At 63.9% G+C, this 17,807-nt stretch carries 15 protein-coding genes; 1 reads left to right on the top strand and 14 read right to left on the bottom strand.

Features of this window, described 5'->3' with window-relative positions:
- Window positions 1-3 precede the first annotated feature (3 nt).
- From truD to dnaE, 10 genes are all read right to left on the bottom strand, one after another.
- Window positions 4-1,062: a tRNA pseudouridine(13) synthase TruD gene (gene truD, locus V3388_RS15670; protein WP_336368510.1), complete on the bottom strand. Its 1,059-nt coding sequence runs from the start codon at window positions 1,060-1,062 to the stop codon at window positions 4-6.
- On the bottom strand, window positions 1,059-1,538 hold the full coding sequence (ispF, locus tag V3388_RS15665; protein WP_336368509.1) for a 2-C-methyl-D-erythritol 2,4-cyclodiphosphate synthase: 480 nt from the start codon (window positions 1,536-1,538) through the stop codon (window positions 1,059-1,061). Before ispF ends, truD begins: the two co-directional genes overlap by 4 nt.
- A gap of 37 nt (window positions 1,539-1,575) precedes the next feature.
- Entirely contained in the window at window positions 1,576-2,277 is a 702-nt protein-coding gene (gene ispD, locus V3388_RS15660) for a 2-C-methyl-D-erythritol 4-phosphate cytidylyltransferase (protein WP_336368508.1), read from the bottom strand.
- A 47-nt stretch (window positions 2,278-2,324) separates the two neighbouring features.
- Complete coding sequence (locus V3388_RS15655) at window positions 2,325-2,597, bottom strand: septum formation initiator family protein (protein WP_336368507.1); 273 nt, start codon at window positions 2,595-2,597, stop codon at window positions 2,325-2,327.
- A 224-nt stretch (window positions 2,598-2,821) separates the two neighbouring features.
- Complete coding sequence (eno, locus tag V3388_RS15650; RefSeq protein WP_336368506.1) at window positions 2,822-4,117, bottom strand: phosphopyruvate hydratase; 1,296 nt, start codon at window positions 4,115-4,117, stop codon at window positions 2,822-2,824.
- A gap of 205 nt (window positions 4,118-4,322) precedes the next feature.
- On the bottom strand, window positions 4,323-5,168 hold the full coding sequence (gene kdsA, locus V3388_RS15645; RefSeq protein ID WP_336368505.1) for a 3-deoxy-8-phosphooctulonate synthase: 846 nt from the start codon (window positions 5,166-5,168) through the stop codon (window positions 4,323-4,325).
- A 3-nt stretch (window positions 5,169-5,171) separates the two neighbouring features.
- Window positions 5,172-6,800: a CTP synthase gene (locus tag V3388_RS15640; protein ID WP_336368504.1), complete on the bottom strand. Its 1,629-nt coding sequence runs from the start codon at window positions 6,798-6,800 to the stop codon at window positions 5,172-5,174.
- An 88-nt stretch (window positions 6,801-6,888) separates the two neighbouring features.
- On the bottom strand, window positions 6,889-8,241 hold the full coding sequence (tilS, locus tag V3388_RS15635) for a tRNA lysidine(34) synthetase TilS (RefSeq protein WP_336368503.1): 1,353 nt from the start codon (window positions 8,239-8,241) through the stop codon (window positions 6,889-6,891).
- The gene (gene accA, locus V3388_RS15630; protein ID WP_336368502.1) at window positions 8,225-9,178 is read right to left on the bottom strand and encodes an acetyl-CoA carboxylase carboxyl transferase subunit alpha; all 954 of its coding nucleotides are present in this window, start codon (window positions 9,176-9,178) and stop codon (window positions 8,225-8,227) included. The genes tilS and accA overlap by 17 nt, the downstream gene beginning before the upstream one ends.
- 103 nt (window positions 9,179-9,281) lie before the next feature.
- Complete coding sequence (gene dnaE / locus V3388_RS15625; RefSeq protein ID WP_336368501.1) at window positions 9,282-12,767, bottom strand: DNA polymerase III subunit alpha; 3,486 nt, start codon at window positions 12,765-12,767, stop codon at window positions 9,282-9,284.
- Between the two features lie 140 nt (window positions 12,768-12,907).
- On the opposite strand from dnaE, the gene V3388_RS15620 reads away from it, so the two are divergent.
- Window positions 12,908-14,710, top strand: a complete 1,803-nt coding sequence (locus tag V3388_RS15620) for a GspE/PulE family protein (RefSeq protein ID WP_336368500.1) — start codon at window positions 12,908-12,910, stop codon at window positions 14,708-14,710.
- Window positions 14,711-14,756: 46 nt separating this feature from the next.
- Here V3388_RS15620 and V3388_RS15615 read toward each other — a convergent pair whose 3' ends face one another.
- From V3388_RS15615 to V3388_RS15600, 4 genes are all read right to left on the bottom strand, one after another.
- Window positions 14,757-15,845 carry a DUF3080 domain-containing protein gene (locus tag V3388_RS15615; protein WP_336368499.1) on the bottom strand — a complete coding sequence of 363 codons (1,089 nt, stop codon included), beginning with the start codon at window positions 15,843-15,845 and terminating at the stop codon, window positions 14,757-14,759.
- 76 nt (window positions 15,846-15,921) lie between these two features.
- Window positions 15,922-16,611, bottom strand: a complete 690-nt coding sequence (gene mtnC, locus V3388_RS15610) for an acireductone synthase (RefSeq protein WP_336368498.1) — start codon at window positions 16,609-16,611, stop codon at window positions 15,922-15,924.
- Window positions 16,608-17,168 carry a 1,2-dihydroxy-3-keto-5-methylthiopentene dioxygenase gene (locus tag V3388_RS15605; RefSeq protein WP_336368497.1) on the bottom strand — a complete coding sequence of 187 codons (561 nt, stop codon included), beginning with the start codon at window positions 17,166-17,168 and terminating at the stop codon, window positions 16,608-16,610. The genes mtnC and V3388_RS15605 overlap by 4 nt, the downstream gene beginning before the upstream one ends.
- Complete coding sequence (locus V3388_RS15600; protein ID WP_336368496.1) at window positions 17,165-17,791, bottom strand: methylthioribulose 1-phosphate dehydratase; 627 nt, start codon at window positions 17,789-17,791, stop codon at window positions 17,165-17,167. Before V3388_RS15600 ends, V3388_RS15605 begins: the two co-directional genes overlap by 4 nt.
- Window positions 17,792-17,807: the final 16 nt, after the last annotated feature.

Below are 17,807 nucleotides of genomic sequence, written 5' to 3'. Positions count from 1 at the left end.
TTATTATCGGTCGTTATGATTCGGGGCCGGCGCTGAGAGACTCGCGTCGGTCAGCGCCAGAATATCCCCGATTACCGTGGTGGCATACTGACCCGGCGCAAGTCGGAAGCGCAGTTCCAGGACACCGTCACCCAGACACCGCCAGTCCAACGCCTCAGGTCTGATCACCAGCGGCCGACGCTCCGGCCGCATACGGGTGGTGGCAAACAGGGGCAGCAGACGAGCGGCGCCCACGCCCGCGCCGTCAACCCGGCCGTCGATGACTGCCCGCTCCCGCTCCGCCAACGCACCGGTGGCACTGGTGCCGCCATCGCCCCAGAGCGGGCCGCTCGGCGCCTGATCATCCGGCGCCGGGTCGCCTTCCACGGTGGTATGCCAGGTGCCGTCACTGACCCGACTGGCCAACACCTCGTTGAACAGCCAGGCCCGGGCGGCCGAAAAGTACAATACGTTTTTCGAGGACCGCTTGCCACCTCGCCGCCCCGCCATCGGACGGGCCGAATCCAGCGCCGCCGCACGTTCCAGGTTTCCGCCCTGATGGCCAAACCGCTGTGGCCCGAAGTAGTTGGGCGCGCCCTGCTCTGCCAGCCGGTTCAGGGCGGCTTCAAGCGACGCCTGGGGCGCATCCAGTGACCGCAGGACGATCACAAAGTCGTTGGCCAGATGCTCACCCCGGCGCAGCTTCCGGGGGCTACGGCCGCTATCGAGCAGGTTCCAGTGCTCCCCCACCGCCGCCAGAAAGTCAGCATCGCCGGCTTCCAGGCCTGGCCGGTACACGCTGAACCACTGCCGTGTGACCGCGTGACGGTCCTTCAGACCACAATAGCCCACGTCGAAATCCCGACAGCCCGACAGCCGGGCCAGGGTTCTGGCTACGTACTCGGTATTGTCGCCCGACTTCTCCAGGTGCAGCATCAGATGTTCGCCGGTGCCAGACGGCAAAAGCGCAGGGGGCAAGACTTCGCTCACCCGGAAGTCGTCCGGCGTGGTTTTCAGCCGGGCCCGGCCCACCCGCTCAACGGAGACCGGCCAGTTCAGGCGCCAGGGACCCATGGCCGTCATGACACCACCGGCTCAAGCAGGCAGACCGCCTGGCAAGCGATGCCCTCACCCCGCCCGGTGAAACCAAGCGCTTCGGTGGTCGTTGCCTTAACGCTGACCCGGTTCGCGGGAATACCCAGATCTTCCGCCAGGTTCAAGCGCATGGCCTCGACGTGCGGCGCCATTTTCGGCGCCTGCGCAATGATCGTGCTGTCCAGGTTAAGCACCTGGAAGCCGGTTTCCCGGACCCGCTCCACCACCTTTCTGAGCAAATCGCGGCTGTCTGCGCCGGCCCACTCGTCGCTGGTGTCCGGGAACAGGTGGCCGATGTCCCCCAGGGCAGCGGCGCCAAGCAGGGCATCAGCCACGGCGTGTAGCAGGACGTCACCATCGGAGTGAGCCTTCAGGCCCTGGTGGAATGGAATCACCACGCCGCCGAGGGTGACCGCGTCACCCTCGCAGAACGCGTGGACATCAAAGCCCTGACCTATACGCATGGGATTCTCCGGAAATCAGAAACGGAATCGCCCACGATCAGCCCTGGCTCAGGATAAAACGGGCCAGCGCCAGATCCGAGGGCACAGTGATCTTGAGGTTGTCGGGCCGCCCTTCCACCAGCAACGGGCGATAACCAGCCTGCTCGATGGCGGATGCTTCATCGGTAATGAGGTTCCCCGTCGCCAGCGCGTCCGCCAGAGCGCGGCGCAGCAGACGGTAGCGAAACATCTGCGGGGTCAGCGCCCGCCAGAGCCCTGACCGATCCACCGTGGCCAGCACCTCGGGCACACCATCCGGCCCGGACTGCTTTAAAGTATCCGCGACCGGTGCCGCCAGCAAGCCGCCTACCGGATGGTCGCGAAGATTGGCCATCAACCGGGACAGGTCGTCACCGTGCAGGCAGGGGCGCGCGGCATCGTGCACCAATACCCAGTCGTCCGGCGCAGCACGACCGTCAAGGGCGTTCAGTGCCGACAGCACGGAGTCGGCCCGTTCGCGGCCCCCGGCGCATGGCGTAATCCGGGCGTCCCGGGCTGCGTCGGTGTGGGCCCACCAGGTATCGTCAGCGCTGATCGGCACCATACAGCCGTCAAAGGTTGCCTGGGACAACAGGCGCGACAGGGTAACGTCCAGCACGGTGTGGCCGTTCAGGGGCAGGTATTGTTTGGGGCAGTCGGCGCCCATGCGTCGGCCGACGCCGGCCGCGGGCACCACGAGCCAGAACTTGGGGTCAGTCATGGGGCGGAATTATAGCGGGTTGTCGATCCGGAGTGGATCAAAAGGGATCAGTTATCGACCACCAGGAAGAAAGTTTCGCCGTCCCGAATCAGGCCCAGGTTCATGCGGGCGCGTTCTTCAACGGCCCCCTGCTCGTTGCGCAGGTTGCGAACCTCGGCATACAGGCTGCCATTGCGGGCCGCCAGTTTGGCGTTCTCGGCGCGCTGCTCGGCAATGGACTGCTTTAGCGACCAGACCTGGGCAAAACTGCCCTCGCCCACCCACAGGCGTACCTGCAGCAGGAGGATCAGCACTACCATGAGGGCCCAGAGCGCTTTCATGCGGATACCGTACAAAAAGTGATCAAATTCGCGTTCACGTCGAACGCTCAGTATAGACGTTCTAGTAGATTAGCAACAAATAATGGTAACTGCTTGTACAAAAAGGCCATCACGTCTGAATTTTCATTCAGAACGCGATGGCCTTAACGAAACAGACGGCCCCGGGGGACCGTCTGTTAGTCTCCGGCACGCCCGGGACTACCCAGGCAGCCGGCAAGCCGATCTCAGGCCTGGCCCTTGATCTCGCTCAGTCCGCGGTAAGGTGCCTTGCCGTCCAGAGCCTCCTCGATGCGAAGCAGCTGGTTGTACTTGGCAACGCGGTCCGAGCGGCACAGGGAGCCGGTCTTGATCTGGCCGGCGCGGGTGGCCACCGCCAGGTCGGCGATGGTGGTGTCCTCGGTCTCACCGGAGCGATGGGAGATCACCGCGGTGTAGCCCGCGTCCTGGGCCATCTTGATGGCGTCCAGGGTCTCGGACAGGCTGCCGATCTGGTTGAACTTGATCAGGATGGAGTTACCAATACCCTTCTCAATGCCCTGCTTGAGAATCTTGGTGTTGGTGACGAACAGGTCGTCGCCCACCAGCTGGATCTTGCCGCCGAGCTTGTCGGTCAGCACTTTCCAGCCGTCCCAGTCGCTTTCGTCCATGCCGTCTTCGATGGAGACAATCGGGTAGCGCTCGCTCAGGCCCGCCAGATAGTCGGCAAAGCCAGCGGAGTCAAAGCTCTTGCCCTCGCCGGACAGCTGGTACTGGCCATCCTTGTAGAATTCGGACGAAGCGCAGTCCAGCGCCAGGGTCACATCCGTACCCAGGGCGTAACCCGCTTTCTCTACGGCTTCCTTGATCACCGCCAGCGCCGCTTCGTTGGACGGCAGGTTCGGAGCAAAACCGCCCTCGTCACCCACAGCGGTGTTCAGACCTTGGGCTTTCAGCACTTTCTTCAGGCTGTGGAAGATTTCCGCACCCACCCGCAGGGCCTCCGCAAAGCTCTTGGCCGCTACCGGCTGCACCATGAACTCCTGGATATCCACGTTGTTGTCTGCGTGCTCACCACCGTTGAGGATGTTCATCATCGGCACCGGCATGGAGTACTGGCCAGCGGTACCGTTGACGTTGGCGATGTGCTCGTACAGCGGCTTGCCCAGGGAGGCAGCAGCGGCCTTCGCCGCGGCCAGGGACACCGCCAGGATGGCATTGGCACCCAGGTTGGCCTTGTTCTCAGTGCCGTCCAGATCGATCATGATCTTGTCCAGGGCACGCTGGTCTGCAGCGTCTTTACCGATCAGCGCATCGCGGATCTGGCCGTTCACCGCCGCAACCGCCTTCAGAACACCCTTGCCCAGGTAACGGGCCGCATCGCCGTCCCGCAGCTCCAGAGCCTCGCGGGAGCCAGTGGACGCGCCGGAGGGGGCGCAGGCGCTGCCAATGGTGCCGTCTTCGAGAATAACGTCGGCTTCAACCGTGGGGTTACCCCGGGAGTCCAGAACCTCGCGGCCCTTGATGTTGGCAATCTTGGTCATTCCTATGAATCTCCGTAAGTTCACTATCTCAAAGGTTATTTCGTATTATCAGATCGCGAGCAGGCGGGGGCTGGCCTTATGAAACCGTGCGGAGCCATGGATGGCGTAGCTCAAGCGTCACGGGGATGTGCCGCCAGGAGCGTGTTTCATAAAGCCAGCCCTAGCCTGCTCCCTACTCCCCCCGAAGCAAAACAAACACCGCCAATCAGGCGGTGTCGATGGGTTTGAAACTTTTCACCAGGTCATCCACGGCCTTGACCCGCTGCAGGAACGGTTCCAGCTGGCTTAGCCGCAGGGCGCAGGGCCCGTCGCACTTGGCGTTGTCCGGGTCCGGATGCGCTTCCAGGAACAGGCCGGCCAGGCCCTGGGACATGCCCGCCAGCGCCAGGTCGGTCACCTGGGCCCGGCGGCCACCGGCGGAATCCGCGCGGCCACCGGGCATCTGCAGGGAATGGGTGACGTCAAAAAACACCGGCACGCTCATGGCTTTCATGATGCCGAAGCCCAGCATGTCGACCACCAGGTTGTTGTAGCCGAAGCTGCTGCCCCGTTCGCACAGGATGACCTGGTCGTTACCGGCTTCCTCGCACTTGGTGATGATGTGCTTCATTTCCTGAGGCGCCAGGAACTGGGCCTTCTTAATGTTGATGACCGCACCGGTTCTGGCCATGGCCACCACCAGATCGGTCTGGCGGCTGAGGAACGCCGGCAACTGGATGACGTCGCACACCTCTGCCGCGGGCTCGGCCTGGGCCGGCTCGTGCACGTCCGAGATGATCGGCACGCCGAATTTGGCCTTGATGTCCGCCAGAATCTGCAGGCCCTTATCCAGCCCGGGCCCCCGGAAGGAATGCACGGAAGAGCGGTTGGCCTTGTCGAATGACGCCTTGAACACATAGGGGATGCCCAGGCGGCCGCAGATGTCCACGTAGGCCTGAGCCACTTCGAACGCCAGTTCCCGGGACTCCAGCACGTTCATGCCGCCGAACAGCACAAACGGCTTGTGGTTGGCGATCTCAATACCGGAGACGTTCAGTTCGCTACGGGCCATGGATCATGCCTCCTGTTTGTGGGCCAGGGCGGCCTTGACGAAACCCTTGAACAGCGGGTGGCCGTCCCGGGGCGTGGAGGTGAACTCCGGGTGGAACTGGCAGGCCACGAACCAGGGATGGTCCGGCGCTTCCACCACCTCAACCAGCCGCCCGTCGGCCGAGCGGCCAGAGACCTTCAGGCCGGCCGCCTCAAGCTGGGGCAGGAAGTGGTTGTTGACTTCATACCGGTGACGGTGGCGCTCGCGGATGGTCTTCTTGCCGTAGCAATTGGCGATGGTGGAGCCCTCCACCAGCACGCAGTCCTGGGCACCCAGGCGCATGGTGCCGCCCAGATCGGACTCTTCCGTGCGCTCTTCCCGCTCGCCACTGGCGTCCAGCCATTCGGTGATCAGGCCCACCACCGGCTCCGGGGTGTGGGACCGGAATTCCGTGCTGTGGGCGTCGGTCAGGCCGGCCACATGGCGGGCGTACTCGATGACCGCCACCTGCATGCCCAGGCAGATGCCCAGATAGGGAATGCGGTTCTCGCGGGCGTAGCGCACGGTGCGGATCTTGCCTTCAACGCCGCGCTCGCCAAAGCCGCCGGGCACCAGAATGGCATCGGCGGAGGCCAGCACCTGGGTGCCGTCGCGCTCGATGTCTTCGGAATCAATGTATTGGATGTTGACCTTGGTGCGGGTCTTGATGCCGGCGTGCAGCAGGGACTCGATCAGGGACTTGTAAGCGTCCAGCAGTTCCATGTACTTGCCCACCATGGCGATGGTGACTTCGCCCTGGGGGTTCATCAGTGCCTCGACCACGCTGTCCCACTCGGACAGGTCGGCGGCGCGGGCATTGAGGTTGAAACGCTCGATCACCAGCTGGTCCAGCCCGTGCTCGTGCAGCATGCGCGGAATGGCGTAGATCGATTTGGCGTCCCGGAGCGGGATGACGGCACGCTCTTCCACGTTCGTGAACAGCGCGATCTTGCGGCGGGAACTGGCGTCCACCTCATGCTCGGACCGGCACAGCAGGATGTCCGGCTGCAGGCCGATGGAGCGCATTTCTTTCACCGAATGCTGAGTCGGCTTGGTCTTGATCTCGCCGGCGGTGGCGATGTACGGAACCAGGGTGAGATGCATGAACAGGGCGCGCTGCGGCCCCACCTCCACCTTCAACTGGCGGCACGCCTCGAGGAACGGCAGGGATTCGATGTCGCCTACGGTGCCCCCCACTTCAATCAGGGCGACATCCACACCGGCGGCGCCCTCGATCACACGGCGCTTGATTTCATCGGTGATGTGCGGAATCACCTGCACCGTGCCACCCAGATAATCGCCGCGACGTTCCTTACGGATGACTTCCTCGTACACGCGGCCGGTGGTGAAGTTGTTGCGGCGGCTCATCCGGGTCCGGATGAAGCGCTCATAGTGGCCAAGGTCCAGGTCGGTTTCGGCACCGTCTTCGGTCACGAAGACTTCACCGTGCTGGAACGGGCTCATGGTGCCCGGATCTACGTTGATGTAAGGGTCCAGCTTGAGAATAGTGACCTTCAGGCCGCGTGCTTCGAGGATGGCTGCCAGGGACGCCGAGGCAATACCTTTCCCCAGGGAAGACACGACACCGCCGGTGACGAAAATATAACGCGTCATGCAGATTCCGTGATTGTCTGGTTCGGTGAAGGGGGGAGATTGTTCATCTCAAGATGGGTCGCCAGAGTACCAGAAAGGCCCTGACGACTCAATCACAATCCCGCTCGACAACCAGCCGCCAGCCGGCGGCAGGAGCGCTTCCGGAGTATTGTTCAGAACACCAGAAATCGCCAACGGCCACCAGCGATTCGGCCCCTTCCGATGCCTCGAAAACCAGCGGAAGACGGGCTCGTTCCCAGGGGGGAACCGCGGTTTCCTGAAGCCAGTTTTTCAGGGTCTTCAGCGGCCCACCCGGCTGCGGGCGAAACCGTTCGCCACCGAGCCTGGCCCGCACCTGAATCGACGGTGCCGGCTGATCCCCTGCCGGCTGGAGTATGAGCTGCCAGTCACCCCATCGAAGCGGCTGACCCGGGCACAGCGTGGCCTCGACCGGCCTGGCCGAGGGCTGTTCCGCAACGAGGTGCAGCCGGCCCTGGTAGCGCCGCACCCGGAAGCCCTCTCCCACCAGTTCCGGCGCGCGATCAGGGGCCGCCGCCAAAAGCTGACCCAGCACCTCTGGCCAGCCCCGGATAGCGGGCACCGGCCAGCCACCGCGGCGAATCCACCACTGCATCAGGTTCTTTTGCTCAGCCACCGGAAGCCTGCCAAGGCCGGCCACCGCCAGGGTCTGCCCGTCCTCCGTGCACTCCCGCCACTGGCGTTCCGCTAGTGCGTCCGCCAGCACGGCGGCCTCGCGGCAGGCCTCGGCGGTCGCCGCCAGGCGCCGGTTCAGATCAGGCCAGCGGCTTCGAAGCACCGGCAGGGCCTGATGTCGCAGGAAATTCCGGTCAAAACGCGGGTCGGCGTTGCTCGGATCGTCCTTCCAGGTGACACCGGCGGCCCTGGCCGCCTGAGCCAATACGTCTCGGGAAACGGACAACAGGGGCCGGTACAGCATGCCCTGCCCGAGCTGACGCTGCCGGGGCATGCCCGCCAACCCCCGAACCCCGGTGCCCCGCAGCAGCCGGAACACTAAGGTTTCAGCCTGATCATCGGCGTGGTGGGCCATGAGCAGTAGGTCACCGGGGCCAAGCACTTCCTCAAACACCCGGTAACGGGCGTTGCGGGCAGCCTCTTCCAGGCCGCCCGCCGGAGTGTCGCTGGCGACCACCGATACCCGATGTACCTGCACAGGCACGCCCAGGGTAGCGGCCACGTCCTGGCAATGTTGGGCCATGGCGTCCGCGTTGGGCTGGAGCTGATGGTTTACGTGGATAGCGGTGGGTAATTCCGCGGTGGCCCGGGCGGCCACCGCCAGATGCAGCAACACCGTCGAATCCAGGCCACCACTGAAGGCGACCCAGAGACGACGGTATTCGGGGAGCGAGCGGACCAGAGCAATCAGTGGCTCTGGCCAGGGGGATGTCGCAGCCTGGGCGCCTGGGTTAGCGCCCGTTGTCATAGCGGGTCAGACGCTCATAGCGACGGGACACCAGCTCATCGGCCGGCAGCCGGCTCAGTTCCGTCACGCCCTTGGTGAGGGCTTTCTTCAGCGCCTCCGCCATTTTTTCCGGATTCCGGTGCGCGCCACCAAGGGGTTCCCCGATCACGTTGTCCGCCAGCCCCAGGTCCTTCAGCCGGTCCGCCGTCACGCCCATGGCCTCGGCGGCCTGGGCAGCGTACTCCGCGCTCTTCCACAGGATGGAGGCGCAGCCTTCCGGAGAGATAACGGAGTAGGTGGCGTACTGCAGCATGTACAACTGATCGCACACGCCAATGGCCAGGGCGCCGCCGGACCCTCCCTCACCAATCACCGTTGAGATGATCGGTGTTTTCAGCCGGGACATCACCGCCAGGTTGTAGGCGATCGCCTCACTCTGGCCCCGTTCCTCGGCTCCGATGCCCGGATAGGCGCCTGGGGTATCGATAAAGGTCAGGATGGGCATGCGGAAGCGTTCGGCCATCTCCATCAGGCGCAAGGCCTTTCGATAGCCTTCCGGACGGGGCATGCCGAAATTACGACGCACCTTGTCCCGCACTTCCCGGCCCTTCTGGTGACCAATGACCATCACCGGCTGGTCGTTCAGGCGAGCGGTGCCACCGACGATGGCCTGGTCGTCGGCGTAGTGCCGGTCGCCGTGCAGCTCATCGAAATCTTCAAACATGAGGTCAATGTAATCCAGCGTGTAGGGCCGGCGCGGGTGCCGTGCCAGGCGGGCAATGTCCCAGGGCTGGAGGTCCGAGAAGATGTTCTCGGTGAGGCTCACGCTCTTCTTCTTGAGGCGGCTGATTTCATCGGTGATGTTGATGTCGGTGTCGTTGCCGACCATGCGAAGCTCTTCGATCTTGGCTTCCAGGTCGGCGATCGGCTGTTCGAAATCCAGGTAATTAGGGTTCATGATGTTCCATCATTTGATTGCCAGGTGACCCGTAGGGCCACCCTAACCAGAATTTGGGACCAAGATAACAGCGGCCAAACAGCGGCTAAAGCGGACATTGGTCTTAATCATAGACCAGTTCGACGGATTTCTCGCCCACCAGATGCCGCAGCTCCAGCAGGAGGTTGTCGTCCGGCTGCACGCGCCAGGATTCCCCGAGTTCGATCCGCGTGTTGGCCTGGTCACTGCTGTACTCGATCCACACCGGGCTGCCCTCGCAGCGAAACGGTCGCAGGGTACTGTCAATGCGGTCCAGCAGGCCGTTCTGGAGCTGGTCCGCCCGCAGCGCCAGTTTCAGGCCGCGGCTGAACTGCTGGCGGGCCGAGGCCACGTCCATGACCGAATTAACCCGCATTTTCATCTGCCCCGAGTAATCGTCGTGGCTGACCTGCCCTTCCACCACAATGACCTGATCGGATTGGAGCAGTTCCCGGTTCTCGAAGAACGCCTCCGAGAACAGCGTCGCCTCGATGCGAGCGCTGCGGTCGTCCAGAGTGATGAAGCACATGGTGGAGCCGGATTTGGTTTTCATGGTGCGCTGGGCCACCACCAGGCCCGCGACCCGCTGGGGCGCCTTGTTGGGCTTGAGATCCGAGATGGCGTTGCGCACGAAGCGGCGCACTTCCCGCTCGTACTCGTCGAACGGGTGGCCGGTCAGGTACAGGCCGAGGGTGTCTTTCTCCCCTTTCAGACGCTCCTTCTCCGGCCATTCCCGCACGTTGGCCACGTCCGCGTAGGGATCGCCGCCATCACCGCCGGCCTCCAGCATTTCGCCAAACATGTCCATCATGCCGGCCGCCTCATTCCGGGACTGCTGGTCTGCCTGCTGGATGGCCTTGTCAACACTGGCCATCAGTTGGGCCCGGCCCGGCCCAAGCTTGTCCATGGCGCCAGAGCGAATCAGCGCTTCCAGCGCCCGCTTGTTCACCTTCTTCAGATCCACCCGACGGCAGAAATCAAACAGATCCTGAAACGGCCCGTCCTTCGCCGCCGCCACAATGCTGTCGATGGGCCCCTCACCGAGGCCCTTGATGGCACCGAGGCCGTACACAATCTGGCCGTCGTCGTTGACGGTGAAGGTGTACTCGGAACGGCTGACGTCTGGCACCAGCAGGTCCAGCTTCATGTTCCGACACTCTTCCACCAGCGTGACCACCTTGTCGGTGTTCTGCATATCAGCGGTGAGCACGGCGGCCATGAACTCGGCGGGATAGTGGGTTTTCAGCCACAGCGTCTGGTAGGACACCAGCGCGTAGGCGGCGGAGTGCGACTTGTTGAAGCCGTAGCCCGCAAACTTTTCCACCAGGTCGAAGATGTTCTCCGCCAGGGTCTTGTTGATGCCGTTGTTTTCACAGCCGTCCAGGAAAATCGCCTTTTGCTTGGCCATTTCCTCCGGCTTCTTCTTACCCATGGCCCGGCGCAGCATGTCGGCGCCGCCGAGGGTGTAGCCGGCCATCACCTGGGCAATCTGCATGACCTGCTCCTGGTACAGGATAACCCCGTAGGTGGGCTCCAGGACCGGCTTCAGGCCTTCATACTGGTAATCCGGGTGCGGGTAGGACAACGGCTGTCGGCCATGCTTCCGGTCGATAAAGTCGTCCACCATGCCCGACTGAAGCGGGCCGGGCCGGAACAGCGCCACCAGGGCGATCATGTCCTCCAGGGAGTCCGGCTGCAGGCGCCGGATCAGATCCTTCATGCCCCGGGATTCCAGCTGGAACACCGCGGTGGTTTCCGCCTTCTTCAGCAGGTCGAAGGAGGGCTTGTCCTCGAGCGGAATGGTGGCGATGTCCAGATCGTCCAGGCCTCGGGCCCGGCGACGGGGATTGATCATGTTCAGCGCCCACTTGATGATGGTGAGCGTGCGCAGGCCCAGGAAGTCGAACTTGACCAGTCCGGCGTCTTCCACATCGCCCTTATCAAACTGGGTGACCAGGCTGCCGCCGTCTTCGTCGCAGTACAGGGGCGAGAAATCGGTGATCTTGGTGGGGGCGATGACCACCCCACCGGCGTGCTTGCCTGCGTTCCGGCACACGCCCTCCAGCTTCAGGGCCATGTCCCAGATTTCCTGGGCTTCCTCGTCCTGCTCGAGGAACTCCTTGAGCTGCGGCTCCTGCTCGATGGCCTTGTTCAGGGTCATGCCCACTTCGAACGGAATCATCTTCGACAGCTTATCGGCCAAGCCATAGGACTTGCCCTGCACCCGAGCGACATCCCGCACCACCGCCTTGGCCGCCATGGTGCCAAAGGTGATGATCTGGGACACCGCCTCGCGGCCGTATTTCTGGGCGGTGTATTCAATCACCCGGTCCCGGCCTTCCATGCAGAAATCGACGTCGAAGTCAGGCATCGAAACCCGCTCCGGGTTCAGGAAGCGCTCGAACAGCAGATCGTACTGAAGCGGGTCGAGGTCGGTAATGAGCAGCGCGTAGGCCACCAGTGAGCCCGCGCCGGACCCCCGGCCCGGCCCCACCGGCACGCCGTTGTTCTTGGCCCACTTGATGAAGTCCATCACGATCAGGAAGTAACCCGGAAACCCCATCTGGGTGATGATATCCAGCTCGAAGTTCAGCCGGGTGTAGTACTCGGCGCGGCGGGTCTCGTAGTCCGGATCGTCCTTGCTGAGAATGGTGGACAGGCGGAATTCGAGCCCTTCTTCCGACACATGGCGGAAATACTCGTCCATGGTCATGCCATCGGGAATCGGGTAGTTGGGCAGGAAGTACTCGCCCATGCGCACTTTCACGGAGCAGCGGCGGGCGATTTCCACCGTGTTCTCGATGGCCTCGGGGATATCGGCGAACAGCTCGACCATCTCCTCGGCGGAGCGCAGGTACTGCTGGTCGCTGAACCGGCGATCCCGCCGCGGGTCGTCCAGGGTCCGGCTCTCACCGATGCAGACCCGGGCCTCGTGGGCTTCGAAATCGTCGGCGGTCAGGAAGTGCACGTCGTTGGTGGCGACCACCGGCAGCCCCATTTTACCGGCCAGTTCCACGCTCAGGTGCAGGCAGTCCTCATCGCCCTCCCGGCCCGTGCGCTGGAGCTCCAGGTAATAGCTGTTCGGGTACAGACCCTGCCAGTACGCGGCGCGCTCCCGGGCCAGCTCGGGCTTCCCCGCGAGCAGTGCCTTGCCGACATCCCCCATCTTGCCGCCGGACAGGGCAATGAGCCCTCCGGCTCGGGCTTCCAGCCAATCGCGCTGAATGATAGGGCGGCCAAAACGCTGGCCGTCGGTGTAGCCCAGGGAAATGATTTCAGTGAGATTGCGGTAACCATCCTCATTGCGGGCCAGCAGGGTCAGGCGAAACGGCGCCTCCGGTTCTTCCGGGTTATCCAACCACAGGTCCGCGCCGATGATGGGCTTGACCCCGGCGCCCATGGCCGCTTTGTAGAAGCGCACCAGCGAGCACATGTTGGACTGCTCGGTGAGCCCCACCGCGGGCATCCCCAGCTCGGCGACCCGGCTGACCAGCGGTTTTACCCGCACCAGCCCATCGACCATGGAGTATTCGGAATGTACGCGAAGGTGTACGAAGGTCTGCGCCGTCATGTGAGGCTGGTCCTGCTGCTGTTCGGTGGTCGGGCTATGGCCCGCACACGCCTCCTGATAGACTGCGGGCTCCGAGCCGGGGATTATACGCCACCCGGGGTCGCCTTCGACAGGGTAGATCAGCGACAGGACCACCCGACATGGGCCAATCAGAGACACCGACTTTCCCGCACGCCGCCTTGCCGGCCGGCGCCCTGACCCTGCGCAGCCTTTGCCAGCTGCTGGCGGACGCCGGAGAGATCACACCCCGGGACGCCGAACGGGTGAGCCAGGCCAATCTCGGCAGTGCCAGCACCCGCACCGCCGCCCAGCGCCACCCCATCGAACTGGTGGCCATTGCTGGCCTGACCAGCAAGCGGGACGGCCGCGCCCTGGACGCCGAGCGCCTGACTCAGTGGCTCGCCGGGCAGGCGGGCCAGGGGTATTACCACATCGATCCGCTCAGCGTGGACATTCCGGCGGTGGCCCGGGTGATGTCCTACGCCTTCGCCCAGCGCCACGGCATCCTGGCGGTGGAGGTCACCCCCGATACCGTGGTCATTGCCAGCGCCGAGCCGTTCAAGGCGGACTGGGAAACCAACCTGCAGCAGGCAGTGCGCCGTGAGATCCGCCGGGTGGTGGCCAACCCGGAGGACATCCGGCGGTACACGGTGGAGTTCTACCAGCTGGCCAATTCGGTCAGCAAAGCCGGCGGCCAGACCAACAGCGTCGGCAGCCAGAATTTTGAACAGCTGCTGGACCTGGGTGCCAGCGACAACCCGGACGCCAACGACCAGCACGTGGTGCGCATCGTCGACTGGCTGTTGCAGTACGCCTTCGACCAGCGCGCCTCCGACATTCACATTGAGCCTCGACGGGGCGTGACCCGGGTTCGATTCCGCATCGACGGGGTACTGCACAACGTCTACGAATTCCCGGAGCACGTGGGTATGGCGGTCACCAGCCGCCTGAAAATTCTGGGGCGGCTCAACGTGGCGGAAAAGCGGCGGCCCCAGGACGGCCGCATCAAGACCCGCAAGCCGGACGACCGGGAAGTAGAACTGCGTCTGGCCACCATGCCCACCGCCTTTGGCGAGAAAATGGTCATGCGGATCTTTGATCCGGAAGTGCTGCTGAAAAGCTACGAGCAGCTCGGCTTCGGCCGGGAGGATCGGGAAAAATGGCAGCAGATCACCGATCATCCACACGGCATTGTGCTGGTTACGGGCCCCACGGGCTCGGGCAAGACCACTACGCTGTACTCCACCCTCAAACAGATTGCCTCGCCGGAGCTGAACATCTGCACCATTGAGGACCCGATCGAAATGGTGGAGCCGGCATTCAACCAGATGCAGGTGCAGACCAACATCGATCTAACCTTTGCCGCCGGCGTACGGGCGCTGATGCGCCAGGACCCGGACATCATCATGATTGGCGAGATCCGTGACCTGGAGACCGCTGAAATGGCGGTGCAGGCGGCGCTCACCGGGCACCTGGTGTTGTCCACCCTGCACACCAACGACGCCCCCAGCGCGGTCACCCGGCTGATGGAACTGGGCATTCCGCCCTACCTGATCCGAGCCACCGTGCTCGGGGTAATGGCCCAGCGGCTGGTGCGCACCCTCTGCCCCCACTGCAAGCGCCCCGCCCCGGCGGACGACGACGCCTGGCAGGCCCTCACCCGCCCGTGGAAGGCCACGACGCCGGCGCAATTCCAGGAGCCGGTCGGCTGCCTGGAATGCCGGAACACGGGCTATCTGGGCCGCGCCGGGGTCTATGAAATCATGACGCTGTCGGACGGACTGATTGCTCAGATTACCGACCAGTGCGAGTTGGACGGCCTGCGCCGGTCGGCCTACCGGGAGGGCATGAAATCCCTGCGGCTGAGCGGTGCCCAGAAGGTGGCGGCGGGCCTGACCACGGTGGAGGAAATCCTGCGGGTGACGCCCCAGAGCCAGCGCTGAGGCGCCTCGCCTCGCCTTGCTCCACCTCGCATCACCTGGCCTTTGCTTAGGCCCCCGGCCGCATCCCGCACTGACCCAGCAGAGCCTGCCAGGCGCGGGTGTGGTCCGCCATGGCGCGGTCCAGCCCTTGCCACACGCTGGTCTCACCGGTCAGGGCCAGATAACGCTCATACCACGGACGGAACGTGGCCGGCATCACCGCCGACTGCGCCTCCGCCAGCGCCGCCATCGGCACCATCAGAGCATCCCGCGCCCGCCGAACGTCGGCCAGATACGGCTGCACCTTGCCAATGTAAATGTTGAAAAACACGTTGCGAACGACGGTGGCCTGGGGATTGGGCTTCTGGTTCAGGCACAGGGGACGGCCGTCCAGGCGGCGCTGGATCAACCCGGTGGCATCGTCAAGGCGGGCCGTCAGCAGGACAGCGCTGCGAATCAGCTGCCCGGCCCGGCTCTCTGCCTGCCACCGCTGGTGGACGTCGCCCGCGAACTCGAGGGAAACATCCAGCTTGCCAGCCAGCAGACGTTGCACTGCCGCGTCCATCTGAGCCGCCTCCCGCGCCAGGTCCGACACGGGGTTACCTCCGGTATCCCCGGGCTTGCGCACCGGATAGGTCCCCTGAGCAAGGGAGAACAGCGATTCAATGTCCGGGGAGCCCCAGGTGGCGTTCCAGATCGCCAGCGGCAGGGATTTTTGTTTGGCGGCGATGGCGTCTTTGACGGTAGTCCGGAGGTCCTTGTCGTCCACCGAAGGCAGGCAGTCCTGGGCGGACCGGATGAAACGCAGCTCGTAGCGCAAACGATTCAGAGGTTGCATGACGCGGCCGAGGACCGAATTCTTCTCGCCGACCACGTACTGCAGTTCACAGCCGTAGAGGGACAGGAAATCCAGGATACCCATGTCCAGGTCCGGCAGCGCCAACATCCGGTCCCGCCGCCTCGGCATGCGCGCCGCGTCCGGAACCGGTGAGAGCTGTGCGTCCACCTCAAGCACCCGACCGACCCGCTCGACGTACTCATCCATCATTGAGGGGGCCTTGGAAAACGGGTTGCAGGCCCCGAGCCACGGCAGCAGCGCCAGTAGCAAGCACACCCGCAAGGGCGGCCGCGCTCGGGCGAATGGGACAGCACGCATGACAGCTCCTGGTCGACGGCAAAGACCGGCGGCGCTCCTTTGAACGGTGAGGCTCTGGGGCTCCGCCGAGCCGGGATCAGCGCCGGCGCAACAGCGCGTCCACCTCGTCGAACGAGCGGGCCACCGGGCGGCCGGTATCGGGCAGCTCACCGTCCCGGACCAGCCAGACGGTCTTCAGGCCGACGGCTTCGGCCGCCTCCAGCTCTGCCTCTACGTCCGAGAGAAACAGCACCGAGGACGGCGACACCCCCAGCTCTTCCAGAATGGTCTGGTAGGCCTGTGGTTCGCGCTTGGCGCCAACGCGGGTATCAAAATACCCCGAGAAGAACGGCGTAAAGTCGCCCTCGGTGGTGAACCCGAAAATCAGCTTCTGGGCCTTCACGGACCCGGAGGAGTATACGAACAGGCGAAGGCCCCGATCATGCCAGCGCTGCAGATAATCGGCCGCGTCCGGGTAGATGTGTCCTTTCAATTCGCCCCGGGTGTAGCCCTCCTCCCAGACCATGCCCTGCAGAGCCTTGAGGGGCGTGGCTTTGCGATCCTCGGCGATCCACAACAGCAATACCTCGATGAGACCGTCCAGATCCTTGCGGTCGACACCGCTTTCCCGGGCCACGGCATCCAGCTGCTCGGCCACCGCCGCCTCCTTACCGTGGGCGCGGACAAACGCCGGCAAATGGTCACGGGCGTAGGGAAACAGCACCTCATGCACGAATGAAATCGAACTGGTGGTGCCTTCAATATCGGTCAGAATGACCCGGATCATGCACGGGCCTCCGCCAGGGCTTCATAGCGCGGCAACCGGGCGGCGATATCCTCGCCCGTGAAGTTGGCCACCCATCCCTCGGGATTGGTGAACAACCGGATGCAGGTGAATGCCGGCTCGGGCCCCATATCAAACCAGTGACGGGTGCCGTCCGGGACGCTGATCAGGTCGTTCTTCTGACACAGCAGCGCGTATACCTGCCCGTTCAGATGGAGGTAAAACAGCCCCTGACCCCGCACGAAGAAGCGCACTTCGTCTTCGCTGTGCACGTGTTCGTCGAGAAATTTCTGGCGCAGGACGTCCTTTTGGGGGTGGTCCGGCGTCAGGCTGATGACATCGGCGGTCTGGAAACCTCGCTCGGCTTTCAGGCGCGCCACCTCCTCTGCGTAGGCCTCCAGAATGTCCTCCTGACCCGCATTCTCCGGCAGGTTCCGGGTGGGCCACTGCTCGAAGCGGATGCCCTGCCCGTCCAGCAACGCGGCAATACGGGCCGGATCGGTGGTGACGGTGTGGGCCTGATCGGGCCGGGACGGATCAAAAATGCTGAGAGTGGTCATGGGCGGAGCCTCCTGGTCTCAAGCTCGCAGTCAAACAGGAATTCAAACGCTTCAACGTGGCGGAGGCACTCCGCCATGGTGCGCCCCCAGGTATACAACCCGTGGCCGCGAATCAGGTAGCCCGGCTGGTCCGAGTGCTCCCGGAACCATGCCCGGGTTTGCTCTGCCAGGGCGTCGATGTCCTGGGTGTTATTGAAGACCGGGACCGTCACCTGCCCTTCGTGGGTGGTGACACCGGCAAACGCTTTTTGCAGCTCGTAGCCCTCGAACACCAGCGGTTCCCCCGGGGGGATCAACCGGCTCAGCACCGTTGCGCCAACAGAGTGCGTGTGAAGGACCGCACCAACGGCCGGGAACTGCTCATACAACACCGTGTGCAGGCGGGTTTCCGCCGATGACCGGGCATCGCTCTGGATCGGCTGGCCCGCCAGATCCACCACCATCACATCGCCGGCACCCAACTCGCCCTTATGGCGACCCGACACCGTAATGGCGATATGGCGGTCATCCAGCCTCGCCGAATAATTGCTGCTGGTGGCCGGTGACCAGCCCTTCTGGTACAGAAACCGACCGGCCCGGATAATCTCATCCGCAGCCTGGGCATACTGGAGTACGTCAAACACGGTGGATGGTGCTCCT

It is taken from the genome of Marinobacter sp. C2H3 (genome assembly GCF_037080155.1).
Taxonomy (GTDB): Bacteria; Pseudomonadota; Gammaproteobacteria; order Pseudomonadales; family Oleiphilaceae; genus Marinobacter.
This window is presented reverse-complemented; position numbering and strand designations above follow the sequence as displayed.

Coding starts and splice junctions, on each gene's coding strand:
- kdsA (WP_336368505.1), bottom strand. CDS start 5,168: ATGGCCCGTAGCGAACTGAACGTCTCCGGTATTGAGATCGCCAACCAC.
- accA (WP_336368502.1), bottom strand. CDS start 9,178: ATGAACCCTAATTACCTGGATTTCGAACAGCCGATCGCCGACCTGGAA.
- truD (WP_336368510.1), bottom strand. CDS start 1,062: ATGACGGCCATGGGTCCCTGGCGCCTGAACTGGCCGGTCTCCGTTGAG.
- eno (WP_336368506.1), bottom strand. CDS start 4,117: ATGACCAAGATTGCCAACATCAAGGGCCGCGAGGTTCTGGACTCCCGG.
- dnaE (WP_336368501.1), bottom strand. CDS start 12,767: ATGACGGCGCAGACCTTCGTACACCTTCGCGTACATTCCGAATACTCC.
- ispF (WP_336368509.1), bottom strand. CDS start 1,538: ATGCGTATAGGTCAGGGCTTTGATGTCCACGCGTTCTGCGAGGGTGAC.
- V3388_RS15605 (WP_336368497.1), bottom strand. CDS start 17,168: ATGACCACTCTCAGCATTTTTGATCCGTCCCGGCCCGATCAGGCCCAC.
- mtnC (WP_336368498.1), bottom strand. CDS start 16,611: ATGATCCGGGTCATTCTGACCGATATTGAAGGCACCACCAGTTCGATT.
- V3388_RS15655 (WP_336368507.1), bottom strand. CDS start 2,597: ATGAAAGCGCTCTGGGCCCTCATGGTAGTGCTGATCCTCCTGCTGCAG.
- ispD (WP_336368508.1), bottom strand. CDS start 2,277: ATGACTGACCCCAAGTTCTGGCTCGTGGTGCCCGCGGCCGGCGTCGGC.
- V3388_RS15615 (WP_336368499.1), bottom strand. CDS start 15,845: ATGCGTGCTGTCCCATTCGCCCGAGCGCGGCCGCCCTTGCGGGTGTGC.
- V3388_RS15640 (WP_336368504.1), bottom strand. CDS start 6,800: ATGACGCGTTATATTTTCGTCACCGGCGGTGTCGTGTCTTCCCTGGGG.
- tilS (WP_336368503.1), bottom strand. CDS start 8,241: ATGACAACGGGCGCTAACCCAGGCGCCCAGGCTGCGACATCCCCCTGG.
- V3388_RS15620 (WP_336368500.1), top strand. CDS start 12,908: ATGGGCCAATCAGAGACACCGACTTTCCCGCACGCCGCCTTGCCGGCC.